Here is a 13,535-nt window from a genome sequence, read left to right as displayed (position 1 = left end):
ACGGCCGTACCGGCGTGCCGCGGGTGCGCGGAGCGGAAGCGCCGGCACCGCTTCGCCTAGACTGCAAAGATCGTCGTTTTCATCCGGAAGCGGGAGGTATGCACCATGTCGAAGCGCGGCAACAAGCGGCGGGGCAGGAAGAAGAAAAAGGCGAACCACGGCAAGCGCCCCAACGCCTGACCGTCCCCGCACCTGATCGCCTGCCGGCCCGTCCGCCCCCCCCCACGACGGCGTCCGCTCCGGGCCGTGACGTCAGGATCTGAGCCCGGGCTGCGGGGCCCGGCGGCGCGGCGGCCGGGCCCGGCGGTTTGCGTCGTGTCAGCCCCGCCGCAGCCGCCACTCCTCGACGACCTCGTCCACGTCATACGGCCTGCGCCCGAGCGGCGGGCCCGGGGGCGGCATCAGGAGCATCCTGGTGATCTTCTCGTTGACCTCCGTGATGATCCGGCGGACCGCGGCCTCCGAAGGCGCGCGGTAGGCCTTCTCCAGCGCGTCCTCGGCCTCCTTGCGCAGGGCGAGGGCGGGAGGCAGCACGGCGATGCCCTCCCGGTGCATCTTCCCCTTGACCCACCAGAGCTCGTCGTAGGGTGCCCGGTCGTCGGGCAGGGGCTTGCCGAGGCCCGGCAGATCCCGGAACTCGCCGCGGTCCTCCGCGTCGTGGATCTGCTTGTCGACCCACGACGCGAAACTGATACCCGGGGGCTTTCGCTCGGTCATGGCTTCCAGGCTACAGACGCGGAGCCGGTCGGTCAGGACCCCGGGGCGGGAAGCCGCGCTCCCGGGAGAGGCGAACCGGGCGGCACCGGGACCGGCCGTCTTCGGCAGCTGACCGTGCCCGCGGGCGACACCAGTGCGAGGGATTCCGGGGCCTTGGAGCGAGCCCGGGAGCGGACCCGCTCCCGGGCCGGTGTGCCGGTAGGGCCCCGGGATGGTGCGTCCCGGGGCCCGGAGAGCACGGCTGGTGGGGCTGGACGCCGTGTCACCGGGTCGTGGACGCCTCCGAGGTCGCTTTCCTTTCGGCTCCCGCGCTGTCCGCCGTCTTTTCCGCCGTGCTTCCCGTTCCCGTTCCCGTGCGTTTCCGGTCGCGTTTTCTGTTCCGGTTTTCGGCCGTTCGGGTGAGGAATGCGGCCCCCGGCCGGTTTCCGGCAGTGTTCCGGAAGGGCAGGAGCCCCGTCCCGTACACGAGGTACGGGCGGGGCTCCTTGGGTACTGCTAAGTCGTGCGCGATCGCCGACCCGGTCGCATCAGGCCGGGGTGACGTTCTCCGCCTGCGGGCCCTTCGGGCCCTGGGTGACGTCGAAGTTCACGACCTGGTTCTCCTCGAGGGAGCGGAAGCCGGTCGCGTTGATCGCGGAGTAGTGGACGAAGACATCCGGGCCGCCGCCGTCCTGGGCGATGAAGCCGAAGCCCTTTTCAGCGTTGAACCACTTCACGGTTCCGGTAGCCATAAGCCCTCCTTGGGCCAAAGGGTTGCCCTGCTCCAGAACCTGCAAACAAGTCTGAAAACTACAAAAGCCTGCGGGTCACATGCTCCGCAGGCTCTGCACTGCAAGGGAAACCAAACTGCAACTTGCGTTGAGCTTAGCACGCACGGTGTTCGGATGGGTAGAGGGAAAGATCACGTCACCCGGATGTTTGATGCAGTCTTGACATGCTGACGCTCTCGGGCGCGGTGCCCCGATCATTCGAAGGCCGCTCCCCAGGTCTAGCCTCACGATGTGGACAGTCACGCAGCACGCGCGGAACACTCCGAGAACGCCGCCGCCGATCACGGCCGTCGCAGCCGGCCGCGGGTCGGTCACATCCAGTTCCTGAACTGCCTGCCGCTGTACTGGGGCCTCGCGCGCACCGGGGCACTCCTTGATCTTGAGCTGACGAAGGACACCCCGGAGAAGCTCTCCGAGCGGCTGGTCGCCGGTGATCTCGATATCGGGCCGATCACCCTGGTGGAATATCTGCGCAACGCCGACGAACTCGTCGCTTTCCCCGATATCGCGGTGGGCTGCGACGGGCCGGTCATGTCGTGCGTGATCGTCTCGCAGCTGCCCCTGGAGCGGCTGGACGGCGCCCGGGTCGCCCTCGGATCCACTTCCCGGACCTCCGTACGCCTGGCGCAGCTGCTGCTCGCCGAGCGGTACGGGGTGGCACCCGACTACTACGGCTGCCCGCCCGACCTGGGCGTGATGATGCAGGAGGCCGAAGCGGCCGTGCTGATCGGCGACGCGGCCCTGCGCGCTTCGCTGCACGACGCGCCGAGGCTGGGCCTGCGGGTCCACGACCTGGGCCGGATGTGGAAGGACTGGACCGGTCTGCCGTTCGTCTTCGCGGTGTGGGCGGCCCGCAGGGACTACCTGCGACGGGAGCCACGGCTCGTACGTCAGGTCCATGAGGCGTTTCTGGCCTCCCGCGACCTGTCCCTCGAGGAGGTCGCGAAGGTCGCCGAGCAGGCGGCGCGCTGGGAGGCGTTCGACGCGGCGGTCCTCGAGCGGTACTTCAGCACGCTCGACTTCCGCTTCGGCCCCGAGCAGCTGGCCGGTGTCCGGGAGTTCGCCCGGAGGATCGGCCCGACGACGGGCTTCCCGGCGGATGTGGCGGTCGAACTGCTCGGGGGATGAAGCCCCCGGACCGGCCGGCCCCGGTCGTCGGCCCCGTCCCGGATGCGGGGGCGGGTGCGGCCCTCGTGGTGGGCGGGTGCGGGGGGCGGTCCGCCGTGACGCCGGGCGGGCGCGGACGCGGGCTGCTCAACGAGGCGGGTCAGGCAGACGGCGGCCGTGACGCCGGGCGGGCGCGGACGCGGGTGCGCGCGGGCCCCGCCGAAAGGGCCGGCGTGGGAGCGGGCGCGCGGCTGCGACGGGGCCCCCGCCGCCGCGGCACCGCCGAGATGCCCCCGAGGGGCGGTCAGGGGCCTGCCGTAGGCTGGCCCGGTCCGGCAACGCCCTGCTCCACCACCGAAAGGCGACACTCCGGTGACCCAGAAGGCCGACCTCCAGTCCGTCCTGGACCGCGCCGCCGAGGGCGGGCGGATCACCCCCGAGGAGGCGCTCGGCCTCTACCGCTCCGCGCCGCTGCACGCGCTGGGCGCCGCCGCGGACGCCGTGCGCCGCCGCCGTTACGCCGGCACCGAGCACATCGCGACGTACATCATCGAGCGCAACATCAACTACACCAACGTCTGCGTGACGGCCTGCAGATTCTGCGCCTTCTACGCCCCGCCCAAGGACACCGCCAAGGGCTGGACCCGCGACCTCGACGACATCCTGCGGCGCTGCGCCGAAACGGTCGAGCTCGGCGGCACGCAGATCATGTTCCAGGGCGGTCACCACCCCGACTACGGCGTCGAGTACTACGAGAGGCACTTCTCCGCGATCAAGAGGGAGTTCCCGCAGCTGGTCATCCACTCCCTCGGCGCGTCCGAGGTGGAGCACATGGCCAGGATCTCGGGTGTGTCCGTGCAGGAGGCGGTCCGGCGCATCAGCGCGGCCGGTCTGGACTCCTTCGCGGGCGCCGGCGCCGAACTGCTGCCGGAGCGGCCGCGCAAGGCGATCGCCCCGCTGAAGGAGTCCGGCGAGCGCTGGCTGGACATCATGGAGACGGCACACGGGCTCGGTGTGGAGTCGACGTCCACGATGCTCATGGGCACCGGTGAGACCAACGCCGAGCGCATCGAGCACCTGCGGATGATCCGCGACGTACAGGACCGCACGGGCGGTTTCCGGGCCTTCATCCCGTACACGTACCAGCCCGAGAACAACCACCTCAAGGGCCGGACGCAGGCGACGGTCTTCGAGTACCTGCGGATGATCGCGATCGCCCGGCTCTTCTTCGACAACGTCGCCCACATCCAGGGCTCCTGGCTGACCACGGGCAAGGAGATCGGTCAGCTGTCGCTTCACTACGGCGCGGACGACCTCGGCTCGGTCATGCTGGAGGAGAACGTGGTCTCCTCGGCGGGAGCCAGGCACCGCTCCAACCGGCAGGAGATCATCGACCTCATCCGCCGCGCGGACCGGGTCCCGGCCCAGCGGACGACGACGTACGAGCACCTCGTGGTGCACGAGGACCCGGCGGACGACCCGGCCGACGACCGCGTCGTGTCGCACATCTCGTCTACGGCGATCGAGGGCGGTACCGCCCACCCCGAGCTGAAGCTGCTCGGCGCCGGCTGACCGCACCGTGCTGACGATCCACGCCGCGGACCTGCTGCTGCCCGGCGGCCGGGGGGTTCCCGTCCCGGGCGGCGCGGTCGCCGTCCTCGGCAGCGGTATCGCGGCCGTGGGCGGTTACGGGGACGTGGCCGCCGCCTATCCCCGGGCACGGGTGCGGCGCTGGCCCGGTGTGCTGACGCCGGGCCTGTGCAACCGTTACGGACCCGAGCTGCTGGAGCGGGCCTACCACCCCGACCCGCGCGAGGCGGACGAGCTGGGCGCGGAGCCGCTCACCGGCCCCGCGCTCGCCGCACTGGACATGACGGAAGCCCGGTGGGGAGCGAGCGCGCGGCGCGGTGCCCAGCGGATGCTCGCGCACGGCACGGTGGCGGTGGCCGGCGACTTCCGGTGCCGCGCGGTCCTCGACGCGGTGGTCCGAGCCGGGCTCGTCCGCGAGGAGCGCTTCACGGAGCCGGAAGGGCGGCCGTCGCTGGATCCGTTCGCCGGCCGGCCGGCGGCCGAGGCGTTCCGTGCGCCACTGGGCCCCGGGGGCGGGGGCGCGGACTTCGCCGTGTTCGACGTGCCGCACGGCGGCGACCCGCTCGCCGCCCTGCACGAGTACGGTGCCCGCAGCTGCGTCGCCACCGTCCTGGGGGGCCGGCTGGTGTACCGGCGGCGCTGACGGCCCGGGCCGGGGTCCGCGGGCGACACACCCGGGGGAACCGCAGCGGCACCGGCGGCAACGGCGGCACCGGGTGGCCGGGGTCCGCGGGGCACGCCCTCACCCCGACCGCCGCGACGCGCCTGAGACAATGGCCGGCGTATCGTCCGCACCCGCCGAAGCGAGGCCGAACGCCAGTGACCCGCGCATCCCTGGACAAGCAGCCGCACGAAGTCGCGTCGATGTTCGACCATGTCGCGGCGAACTACGACCTCACCAACGACGTGCTCTCGCTCGGCCAGGACCGGCGCTGGCGCAGGGAGGTCGCCGAGGCCGTCGGCGCGCGGCCCGCCGAGAGGGTCCTCGACCTGGCCGCCGGGACCGGCACGTCCTCGCTGCCGTTCACCCGCACCGGCGCGTACGTCGTGCCCTGCGACTTCTCCCTCGGCATGCTCCGCGAGGGCAAGCGGCGGCACCCGTGGCTGCCGCTGACCGCAGGCGACGCGACGCGGCTGCCCTTCCGGGACGGGTCCTTCGACGCCGTGACGATCAGCTTCGGGCTGCGCAACGTCCAGGACACCGACCGGGCCCTGCGCGAGCTGCACCGCGTGACGAAGCCCGGCGGCCGCGTGGTCGTCTGCGAGTTCGCGCACCCGACCTGGGCGCCCCTGCGGACCGTGTACGAGGAGTACCTGATGCGGGCGCTGCCACCCGTCGCCCGCGCGGTGTCGTCCAACCCCGGCGCATACGTCTACCTCGCCGAGTCGATCCGGTCCTGGCCCGAGCAGGCGGACCTCGCCGCGATGCTCCAGAAGGCCGGCTGGTCGAAGGTGGCATGGCGCAATCTGAGCGGCGGGATCGTCGCGCTGCACCGCGGCAGCAGGTCCCGGTAGGTCCCGGCGGCCCGCGCACCATGGACTACCAGTCGATCCTCGAGCGGATCGCGCAGGACGTCGGACCGCTGGTCGGCAGCGGCACTCCGGCCGAGTACATCCCGGCCCTGGCCGCCGTCGACCCCGGCCGCTTCGGCATGGCCATCGCCGACCTCGACGGCAAGGTCCACGGTGTGGGCGACTGGGAGAGGCCGTTCTCCACCCAGTCGGTGACCAAGGTCTTCGCCCTGGCCCTCGCGCTCTCCCTGGGCGGCGACGACCTCTGGGAGCGCGTGGGCCGCGAGCCCTCGGGCAACCCGTTCAACTCCCTGGTGCAACTGGAGTACGAGAACGGCATCCCGCGCAATCCCTTCATCAACGCCGGTGCCCTCGTCGTCACGGACCGGCTGCTGACCCTGACCGGCGATGCCAGCAGCGAGGTGCTGGAGTTCCTGCGGCAGGAGAGCGGCAACCCGGAGCTGGGCTTCGACCCTCAGGTCGCCGAGTCCGAGCACGGGCACGGCGACCGCAATGCCGCGCTGGCCCACTTCATGGCGTCCTACGGCAACATCGCCAACCCCGTCCCCGCGCTGCTCGACCACTACTTCTGGCAGTGCTCGATCGAGATGAACTGCGCCGATCTGGCCCGCGCGGCCCGTTTCCTGGCCCGCCACGGACTGCGCGCGGACGGCGGCAGACTGCTGACCCGCAGCGAGGCGAAGCAGATCAACGCGGTGATGCTCACCTGCGGTACCTACGACGCGGCGGGCGAGTTCGCCTACCGGGTCGGGCTGCCCGGCAAGAGCGGTGTCGGCGGCGGGATCGTGGCGGTGGTGCCCGGGCGGTGCACGCTGTGCGTATGGAGCCCGGGGCTGGACGCGCGAGGCAACTCGGTGGCGGGCGTGGCGGCGCTGGACCGCTTCACCACGCTGACCGGGCTGTCGGTGTTCTGAACGTACGGAGTTCCGGGCGTTCGGAGTCCGGGGCGTTCGGAGTCCGGGGCGTTCGTGCCGCGGCGGGGCGGACGTCGCCTGACGCGGCTAGAGGGCGAGCCGGAAGCACAGCCCCGTGCGGTCGAGGCCCGGGACGGTGTACGTCTCGGCGAGTTCCATGCCCAGCCGCCGGGTCACCGCGATCGACCGCTCGTTGCGGGAGTCGACCATCGCGACCACGGACGGGACACCGGCCGCGCGCAGCCGGTCCAGTGCCGTCCGCGCGGCGGCCGTCGCATAGCCGCGGCCCCAGTACGGGCGCGCGAGTCGCCAGCCGATCTCGATCTCCCCGACCGGGCCGAACGCCTCGTGCGGCCACGGCTGCGCGCCCGTGAAGCCGCACACCGCGCCCGCCTCGTCCAGCAGCGTCCACAGGCAGAAGCCCCGCTCGGCGTCGTGCCGCCGCTGCCGCGCGGTGAGTTCCTCGTACACGGAGACCTCGGCGGACCTGCCGCCCTGGAACTCCATCACCTCGGCGTCGTCGAAGGCGCGGTGCCAGGCGAAGGCGTCCTCCTCGGTGGGCACACGGAGCCGGACGACGGGGAGAGACGCTGCGGTCATCGTGGGGAGCCCTTCGGTCGCCGGTCGGTACGCACCCATAGACTGCACACGACCTGTGCCGCACGGCACGTGAATTCGAGTCTTCGGGAGAACCAGCCGTGACCGAGGCGACCCCCTCCGAGCACACCGCAGATGTGATCGTCGTCGGGGCGGGCCCGGCCGGTTCGACGACCGCCTACCATCTGGCCAAATCGGGTCTGGACGTCCTGCTGCTGGAGAAGACGGCCTTCCCCCGCGAGAAGGTCTGCGGCGACGGGCTCACCCCCCGCGCCACCAAGCAGCTGGTCGCGATGGGCATCGACGTGTCCGAGGAGGCCGGCTGGCTGCGCAACAAGGGCCTGCGGATCATCGGCGGCGGGGTCCGGCTGCAACTGGACTGGCCGGAACTGGCCAGCTACCCGGACTACGGACTGGTGCGCAAGCGGGACGACTTCGACGAGCAGCTGGCGAGGCAGGCGCAGAAGGCCGGCGCGCGGCTGTACGAGCGCTGCAACGTCGGCGCCCCGATCATCGACGACCGCACCGGGCACGTCACGGGTGTCCACGCCAGGCTCGGCGACGAGAAGCGCGAGGCCACCTTCCGTGCGCCGCTTGTGGTGGCCGCGGACGGCAACTCCTCCCGGATCTCCCTCGCCCTGGGGCTGCACCGGCGCGAGGACCGCCCGATGGGCGTCGCCGTTCGCACCTACTTCACCAGCCCGCGGCACGACGACGACTACCTGGAGTCCTGGCTGGAGCTGTGGGACCGCCGCGGCCCCGGGGAGGACCGGCTGCTGCCCGGCTACGGGTGGATCTTCGGCATGGGCGACGGCACCTCCAACGTCGGCCTCGGCGTGCTGAACACCTCGGCGTCCTTCAAGGAGCTGGACTGGCGCGAGATCCTCAAGGCCTGGTGCGCCTCGATGCCGGAGGAATGGGGCTATGTGCCCGGCAACATGACCGGCCCGATCCGCGGCGCCGCGCTGCCCATGGCCTTCAACCGGCAGCCGCACTACACCAGGGGCCTGCTGCTCGTGGGCGACGCGGGCGGCCTGGTCAACCCGTTCAACGGCGAGGGCATCGCCTACGCCATGGAGTCCGGGCAGATCGCCGCCGACGTCATCGTCCAGGCGCACGCCCGGGCCACCGCCGCCCAGCGGGAACTGGCCCTGCGCGGCTATCCGAAGGTCCTCAAGGACACCTATGGCGGCTACTACACGCTGGGCCGGGCGTTCGTGAAGCTCATCGGCAACCCGAAGGTCATGAAGATCGCGACCCAGCGGGGCCTGACGCACCCGGTGCTGATGAAGTTCACGCTGAAGATGCTGGCCAACCTCACGGACCCGACCGGCGGCGATGCGATGGACCGGATCATCAACGGCCTCTCCAAGGCAGCCCCACGTTCATGATGATTCAACCGGCGTCGTTCCGCGCCGGGTTGTGCGTGTGTGGCCCCCAGGGACTCTCCGCACTCTGCGTGGCCGCTCACCCACCGGGAGGCGCGGGGCCGTCCCCCGTGCAAGAACCCCGGAGGCCATGACGGGAAGGCCACCGTCCCCGGGGACCGGGAGACGGCGGCCTGCTGCGGCCGGGGGCCGCTCAGAGGACGCGGACGGCGCCGCTCGCCGGGTAGCCCGACAGTTCCTGGATGACGACGCCCTTGCTCGGGTTGGCGGCGTCGAGGTACTTGCCGTCGCCGATGTACACACCGGTGTGGTACGCGGAGCCGGCGCCGCCCCAGTAGAGGATGTCGCCGACCTGGAGGTTGCCAAGCGACACCTGCGTACCCGCCACGGACTGGTCCTGGGAGACGCGCGGCAGGTCGATGCCGACCTGGCGGAACGCTGCCTGGACCAGGCTCGAGCAGTCCCACGAGTTGGGGCCGGTGGCGCCCATGACGTAGGCGTCGCCGAGCTGGGCCTTGAGGAAGGCGACCACGGTGGCGGCGGAGCCGGAGGCGTTGGAGGCGCCCTGCGAGACGTTCTGCGAGACGCCCTGGGTGACGTTCTGCGAGGCGTGGGAGAGGGTGGTGCGCTCCGAGGAGGCGGAAGAACGCGATGCGCGCTCCTCGGCCGCGGCGCGGGCGGCCTCCTCGGCCTTCCGCTCTGCCTCGGCCTTGCGCTCCGCCTCCGCCTTGGCCTGCTTCGCGGCCTTCGCCGCCTTGACGGCGGCGGCGTTCTCCTGGGCCCGCAGATCGAGGGCCAGGGCGGCCTGCTGGGTCGCCTCGGCGGAGAGGGCGACCGCTTCGGCGAGTTCCGGGCTGTCGAGGGTGAGTGCGGGCATCTCGATGGTCTCGGTCACCGGCTCGGCGCTGGCCGGCCCGGCGCTTCCGGCGACCGCGATGGTGCTGAGAACGCCACCGGCAACTCCCGCGCGCAGCGCGAGCTTCGAGGAGCTGCGGCGGGGCTTCCGGTGGCTGGGTATGTGAGCGGTGTGGGACATGGGTACAACCGCTATCAGGGCTCTACGGTTCCCTTCAAGAAACGTGCTTTCCACCACAGTTGCCCCCTGGAGCGGGCGAAGCGGCGGGCGTGTCACCTTTATTGACGCCGTAACGGGCAAAACGGGCAGTCGTGATCAAGGTTGTGATCATGGGTTTTCGGGAAAAGGTCCGTATTGCCCGCCGCTTACCACCCCTTCGCATCGGTGGCCAAGCCCCGATTTTCCGACCCTCGGTCCGAGTGGCGCAGGTCACAGAGTGGCCCCTGTCGATGACCCGGGGTGGTGCTCGTGAACCGATGCACACGTCCACTTCCGTCCGCCCGGCCCCCTCGCTCGAGTGAAAGGCGTCCTCTATCACTCGGTCCGGTCCATCGCCAATTTGCCTGGACGTCGTCCCCCCTGCTAGTGAACCCAGCTCCTGACCAGCGACGACGGCGAGAATGTTCACTTTTCGTAGCCACTTGCGCGCTTCCCGTATGAAGATCACCGCTCATCCGGCTTCATGATCCTTCGTCAGGTGGTGGAGATCACAAAGTCCTTGGCTCACCCCGTGTCGCAGATCACAGACCGACGGGCATAGGATGCGGAGCAGTCGGGCTTGTGAACTGCCTCACATGAGCATGATCTTCGCGGGGCGGCGAGACGAGTCCTGGTGCGGTCCAACGGTCAAGGACGACTGGAAGGAGCGAGGAGCGTGAATGCCTACGCGCCCATCCTCGTGCTCGGCGCCCTAGGGGCAGGCTTTGCGATCTTCTCCGTGGTCATGGCGACGCTCGTCGGCCCGAAGCGGTACAACCGCGCGAAGCTCGAGGCCTACGAGTGCGGTATCGAGCCGACGCCGACGCCGGCCGGAGGGGGCCGCTTTCCGATCAAGTACTACCTGACGGCGATGCTCTTCATCATCTTCGATATCGAGATCGTCTTCCTCTATCCCTGGGCCGTCAGCTTCGACGCCCTGGGGATCTTCGGGCTCGTGGAGATGCTGCTCTTCGTGCTCACCGTCTTCGTCGCCTATGCCTACGTCTGGCGGCGCGGCGGCCTGGAATGGGACTGAGGAGCTGAGGGGCAATGGGACTCGAAGAGAAACTGCCGAGCGGCTTTCTGCTGACCACCGTCGAGCAGGCCGCGGGCTGGGTGCGCAAGTCGTCCGTCTTTCCGGCGACCTTCGGCCTCGCCTGCTGCGCCATCGAGATGATGACCACCGGGGCCGGCCGCTACGACCTGGCGCGCTTCGGCATGGAGGTCTTCCGCGGCTCCCCCCGGCAGGCGGACCTGATGATCGTGGCCGGGCGGGTGAGCCAGAAGATGGCGCCCGTCCTGAGGCAGGTCTACGACCAGATGCCCAATCCCAAGTGGGTGATCTCCATGGGTGTGTGCGCCTCATCGGGCGGAATGTTCAACAATTACGCGATTGTGCAGGGTGTTGACCATGTCGTTCCCGTCGACATCTATCTGCCCGGCTGCCCCCCTCGGCCGGAGATGCTGATCGACGCCATCCTCAAACTCCACCAGAAGATCCAGACCTCCAAGCTCGGAGTGAACGCGGAGGAAGCCGCCCGCGAGGCGGAGGAAGCGGCGCTCAAGGCGCTCCCGACGATCGAGATGAAGGGGCTGCTCCGGTGAGCGACGCGCGCGCGGCCGCCGGGCCGCGGACGGCCACGGACCCCGCACTCCCGCGAGGTGCGGGCGCAGGGGCGAGCGAGCCGACCAGGCCGACCGCGACCAGGCCGACCGCGATCAGGCCGATCGAGCCGATCAAGCCGACCGAGGGGGTGCACCGGTGACCGACCAGCCGAACCCGGAGAGGGAGATCTCCGAGCAGAACCTGCCCGGGCAGCGCGGTGAGCACGGCGAGGAGATCCGCGTCCAACGCGGCATGTTCGGCGCCGGCGACGGCGGCGACACCTCCGGATACGGAGGGCTCGTCCGCTCCGTCCGCCTTCCCGGCGCGGCCACCCGCCCCTACGGCGGCTGGTTCGACGAGGTCGCCGACGAACTCGAGGGCGCCCTGGAAGAGCAGGACGTCGTCCCGGAGGACGCGATCGAGAAGACCGTCGTCGACCGCGGCGAACTCACCTTCCACGTCTGGCGCGAGCACCTCGTCCGCGTCGCCAGGACGCTGCGGGACGATCCGGCGCTGCGGTTCGAGCTGTGCACGGGTGTGAGCGGCGTCCACTACCCGGGCGACAAGGGACGCGAGCTGCACGCCGTCTACCACCTGCGCTCGCTCACCCACGGCCGGCTGATCCGCCTGGAGGTCAGCGCCCCGGACGCGGACCCCCATGTGCCGTCGCTCGTGGAGGTCTATCCGACCAACGACTGGCACGAGCGGGAGACCTACGACTTCTTCGGTCTGGTCTTCGACGGCCACCCCGCCCTCACCCGGATCATGATGCCGGACGACTGGCAGGGCTTCCCGCAGCGCAAGGACTACCCCCTCGGCGGCATCCCCGTCGAGTACAAGGGCGCCCAGATCCCGGCTCCGGACCAGCGGAGGTCGTACTCATGAACCCATCGGCTGCCCACCGGCCCCCCGGCGGCCAGAGCGCTCAGGACCCCTCCCGGACGCCGCTGTCGGACGCCCGCGAGACGACCGAGGGGACCGTGTACACGGTCACCGGCGGCGACTGGGATGAGGTCGCCGAGACCGCGGCCAAGGCGGACGACCAGCGCATCGTCGTCAACATGGGGCCCCAGCACCCGTCCACCCACGGGGTGCTCCGGCTGATCCTGGAGATCGAGGGCGAGACCGTCACCGAGGCCCGCTGCGGCATCGGCTATCTGCACACCGGCATCGAGAAGAACCTCGAGTACCGGACGTGGACGCAGGGGACCACCTTCGTCACGCGCATGGACTATCTGACGCCCTTCTTCAACGAGGCGGCGTACTGCCTCGCCGTGGAGAAGCTGCTCGGGATCGAGGACCAGATCCCCGACCGCGCCTCGGTCATCCGCGTGCTGCTGATGGAGCTCAACCGGCTCTCCTCGCACCTGGTGTGCATCGCCACCGGCGGCATGGAACTCGGCGCCACCACGGTCATGATCTACGGGTTCCGCGACCGCGAGCTCGTGCTCGACATCTTCGAGCTGATCACCGGACTGCGGATGAACCACGCCTACATCCGCCCCGGCGGCCTGGCCCAGGACCTGCCCCCGGGCGCCGTGGACCAGATCCGCGAGTTCGTGAAGAAGATGCGGAAGAACCTTCCCGAGTACGACAAGCTCGCCACCGGGAACCCCGTCTTCAAGGGCCGGATGCAGGAGATCGGCCATCTCGACCTGGCCGGCTGCATGGCCCTCGGCGCGACCGGCCCGATCCTCCGCTCCACCGGACTGCCGCACGACCTGCGCAAGACCGACCCGTACTGCGGCTATGAGACCTACGACTTCGACGTCCCGACCGCGGACACCTGCGACGCCTACGGCCGCTTCCTGATCCGGCTGGAGGAGATGCGGCAGTCGCTGCGGATCGTCGAGCAGTGCCTGGACCGGCTCGCCCCCGGCCGGGTGATGGTCGAGGACAAGAAGATCGCCTGGCCCGCGCAGCTCGCGCTCGGCCCGGACGGTCTCGGCAACTCCCTCGACCACATCAAGAAGATCATGGGCACCTCCATGGAGGCCCTGATCCACCATTTCAAGCTGGTGACCGAGGGCTTCCGGGTCCCCGCCGGGCAGGCGTACGCGGCCGTCGAGTCCCCCAAGGGCGAACTCGGCGTCCATGTCGTCTCCGACGGCGGCACCCGCCCCTACCGGGTCCACTTCCGCGACCCGTCGTTCACCAACCTGCAGGCCGTGGCGGCGATGTGCGAGGGCGGCCAGGTGGCCGACGTCATCGTCGCCGTCGCGTCCATCGACCCCGTGATGGGAGGCGTCGACCGGTGAC

At 70.5% G+C, this 13,535-nt stretch carries 15 protein-coding genes; 11 read left to right on the top strand and 4 right to left on the bottom strand.

What is annotated here, in order from left to right; genetic code table 11:
• The first annotated feature begins 105 nt into the window (after nucleotides 1-105).
• On the top strand, nucleotides 106-180 hold the full coding sequence (locus SCWH03_RS29855; RefSeq protein WP_109542219.1) for a 50S ribosomal protein bL37: 75 nt from the start codon (nucleotides 106-108) through the stop codon (nucleotides 178-180).
• 138 nt (nucleotides 181-318) lie between these two features.
• Here SCWH03_RS29855 and SCWH03_RS11870 read toward each other — a convergent pair whose 3' ends face one another.
• Both SCWH03_RS11870 and SCWH03_RS11865 read right to left on the bottom strand, forming a co-directional pair.
• Nucleotides 319-717: a DnaJ family domain-containing protein gene (locus SCWH03_RS11870; protein WP_173264106.1), complete on the bottom strand. Its 399-nt coding sequence runs from the start codon at nucleotides 715-717 to the stop codon at nucleotides 319-321.
• A gap of 527 nt (nucleotides 718-1,244) precedes the next feature.
• Nucleotides 1,245-1,448: a cold-shock protein gene (locus SCWH03_RS11865; RefSeq protein WP_017948713.1), complete on the bottom strand. Its 204-nt coding sequence runs from the start codon at nucleotides 1,446-1,448 to the stop codon at nucleotides 1,245-1,247.
• Nucleotides 1,449-1,718: 270 nt separating this feature from the next.
• On the opposite strand from SCWH03_RS11865, the gene SCWH03_RS11860 reads away from it, so the two are divergent.
• From SCWH03_RS11860 to SCWH03_RS11840, 5 genes are all read left to right on the top strand, one after another.
• Complete coding sequence (locus tag SCWH03_RS11860) at nucleotides 1,719-2,615, top strand: menaquinone biosynthetic enzyme MqnA/MqnD family protein (RefSeq protein WP_173264105.1); 897 nt, start codon at nucleotides 1,719-1,721, stop codon at nucleotides 2,613-2,615.
• A gap of 351 nt (nucleotides 2,616-2,966) precedes the next feature.
• Nucleotides 2,967-4,166 (top strand): cyclic dehypoxanthinyl futalosine synthase, encoded by a 1,200-nt coding sequence (gene mqnC / locus SCWH03_RS11855; protein ID WP_173264104.1) that lies wholly within the window; start codon nucleotides 2,967-2,969, stop codon nucleotides 4,164-4,166.
• A 7-nt stretch (nucleotides 4,167-4,173) separates the two neighbouring features.
• Nucleotides 4,174-4,827, top strand: a complete 654-nt coding sequence (locus SCWH03_RS11850; protein WP_173264103.1) for a hypothetical protein — start codon at nucleotides 4,174-4,176, stop codon at nucleotides 4,825-4,827.
• Nucleotides 4,828-5,003: 176 nt separating this feature from the next.
• Nucleotides 5,004-5,699: a demethylmenaquinone methyltransferase gene (locus SCWH03_RS11845; RefSeq protein ID WP_173264102.1), complete on the top strand. Its 696-nt coding sequence runs from the start codon at nucleotides 5,004-5,006 to the stop codon at nucleotides 5,697-5,699.
• A 20-nt stretch (nucleotides 5,700-5,719) separates the two neighbouring features.
• The gene (locus tag SCWH03_RS11840) at nucleotides 5,720-6,631 is read left to right on the top strand and encodes a glutaminase (protein WP_173264101.1); all 912 of its coding nucleotides are present in this window, start codon (nucleotides 5,720-5,722) and stop codon (nucleotides 6,629-6,631) included.
• An 87-nt stretch (nucleotides 6,632-6,718) separates the two neighbouring features.
• Here SCWH03_RS11840 and SCWH03_RS11835 read toward each other — a convergent pair whose 3' ends face one another.
• Nucleotides 6,719-7,231: a GNAT family N-acetyltransferase gene (locus tag SCWH03_RS11835; protein WP_173264100.1), complete on the bottom strand. Its 513-nt coding sequence runs from the start codon at nucleotides 7,229-7,231 to the stop codon at nucleotides 6,719-6,721.
• Between the two features lie 98 nt (nucleotides 7,232-7,329).
• Here SCWH03_RS11835 and SCWH03_RS11830 point away from each other — a divergent pair, with 98 nt between their 5' ends.
• Nucleotides 7,330-8,619, top strand: a complete 1,290-nt coding sequence (locus tag SCWH03_RS11830) for a geranylgeranyl reductase family protein (RefSeq protein ID WP_173264099.1) — start codon at nucleotides 7,330-7,332, stop codon at nucleotides 8,617-8,619.
• 190 nt (nucleotides 8,620-8,809) lie between these two features.
• Here the strand turns inward: SCWH03_RS11830 and SCWH03_RS11825 are convergent, their stop codons facing one another.
• Entirely contained in the window at nucleotides 8,810-9,652 is an 843-nt protein-coding gene (locus tag SCWH03_RS11825; RefSeq protein WP_173264098.1) for a C40 family peptidase, read from the bottom strand.
• A gap of 694 nt (nucleotides 9,653-10,346) precedes the next feature.
• On the opposite strand from SCWH03_RS11825, the gene SCWH03_RS11820 reads away from it, so the two are divergent.
• From SCWH03_RS11820 to SCWH03_RS11805, 4 genes are all read left to right on the top strand, one after another.
• Nucleotides 10,347-10,706, top strand: coding sequence for an NADH-quinone oxidoreductase subunit A (locus SCWH03_RS11820; RefSeq protein ID WP_017948722.1), 360 nt, complete (start codon nucleotides 10,347-10,349; stop codon nucleotides 10,704-10,706).
• Between the two features lie 14 nt (nucleotides 10,707-10,720).
• Nucleotides 10,721-11,275, top strand: a complete 555-nt coding sequence (locus tag SCWH03_RS11815; RefSeq protein ID WP_173264097.1) for a NuoB/complex I 20 kDa subunit family protein — start codon at nucleotides 10,721-10,723, stop codon at nucleotides 11,273-11,275.
• A 157-nt stretch (nucleotides 11,276-11,432) separates the two neighbouring features.
• Entirely contained in the window at nucleotides 11,433-12,161 is a 729-nt protein-coding gene (locus SCWH03_RS11810; RefSeq protein ID WP_173264096.1) for an NADH-quinone oxidoreductase subunit C, read from the top strand.
• Entirely contained in the window at nucleotides 12,158-13,534 is a 1,377-nt protein-coding gene (locus tag SCWH03_RS11805) for an NADH-quinone oxidoreductase subunit D (protein WP_173264095.1), read from the top strand. The genes SCWH03_RS11810 and SCWH03_RS11805 overlap by 4 nt, the downstream gene beginning before the upstream one ends.
• The last annotated feature ends 1 nt before the right edge of the window (nucleotide 13,535 follow it).

The organism is Streptomyces pacificus, from assembly GCF_011766325.1.
GTDB lineage: Bacteria > Actinomycetota > Actinomycetes > Streptomycetales > Streptomycetaceae > Streptomyces > Streptomyces pacificus.
Note: the sequence above shows the minus strand (reverse complement) of the source record. Positions and strands in the feature narration are given on the sequence as shown.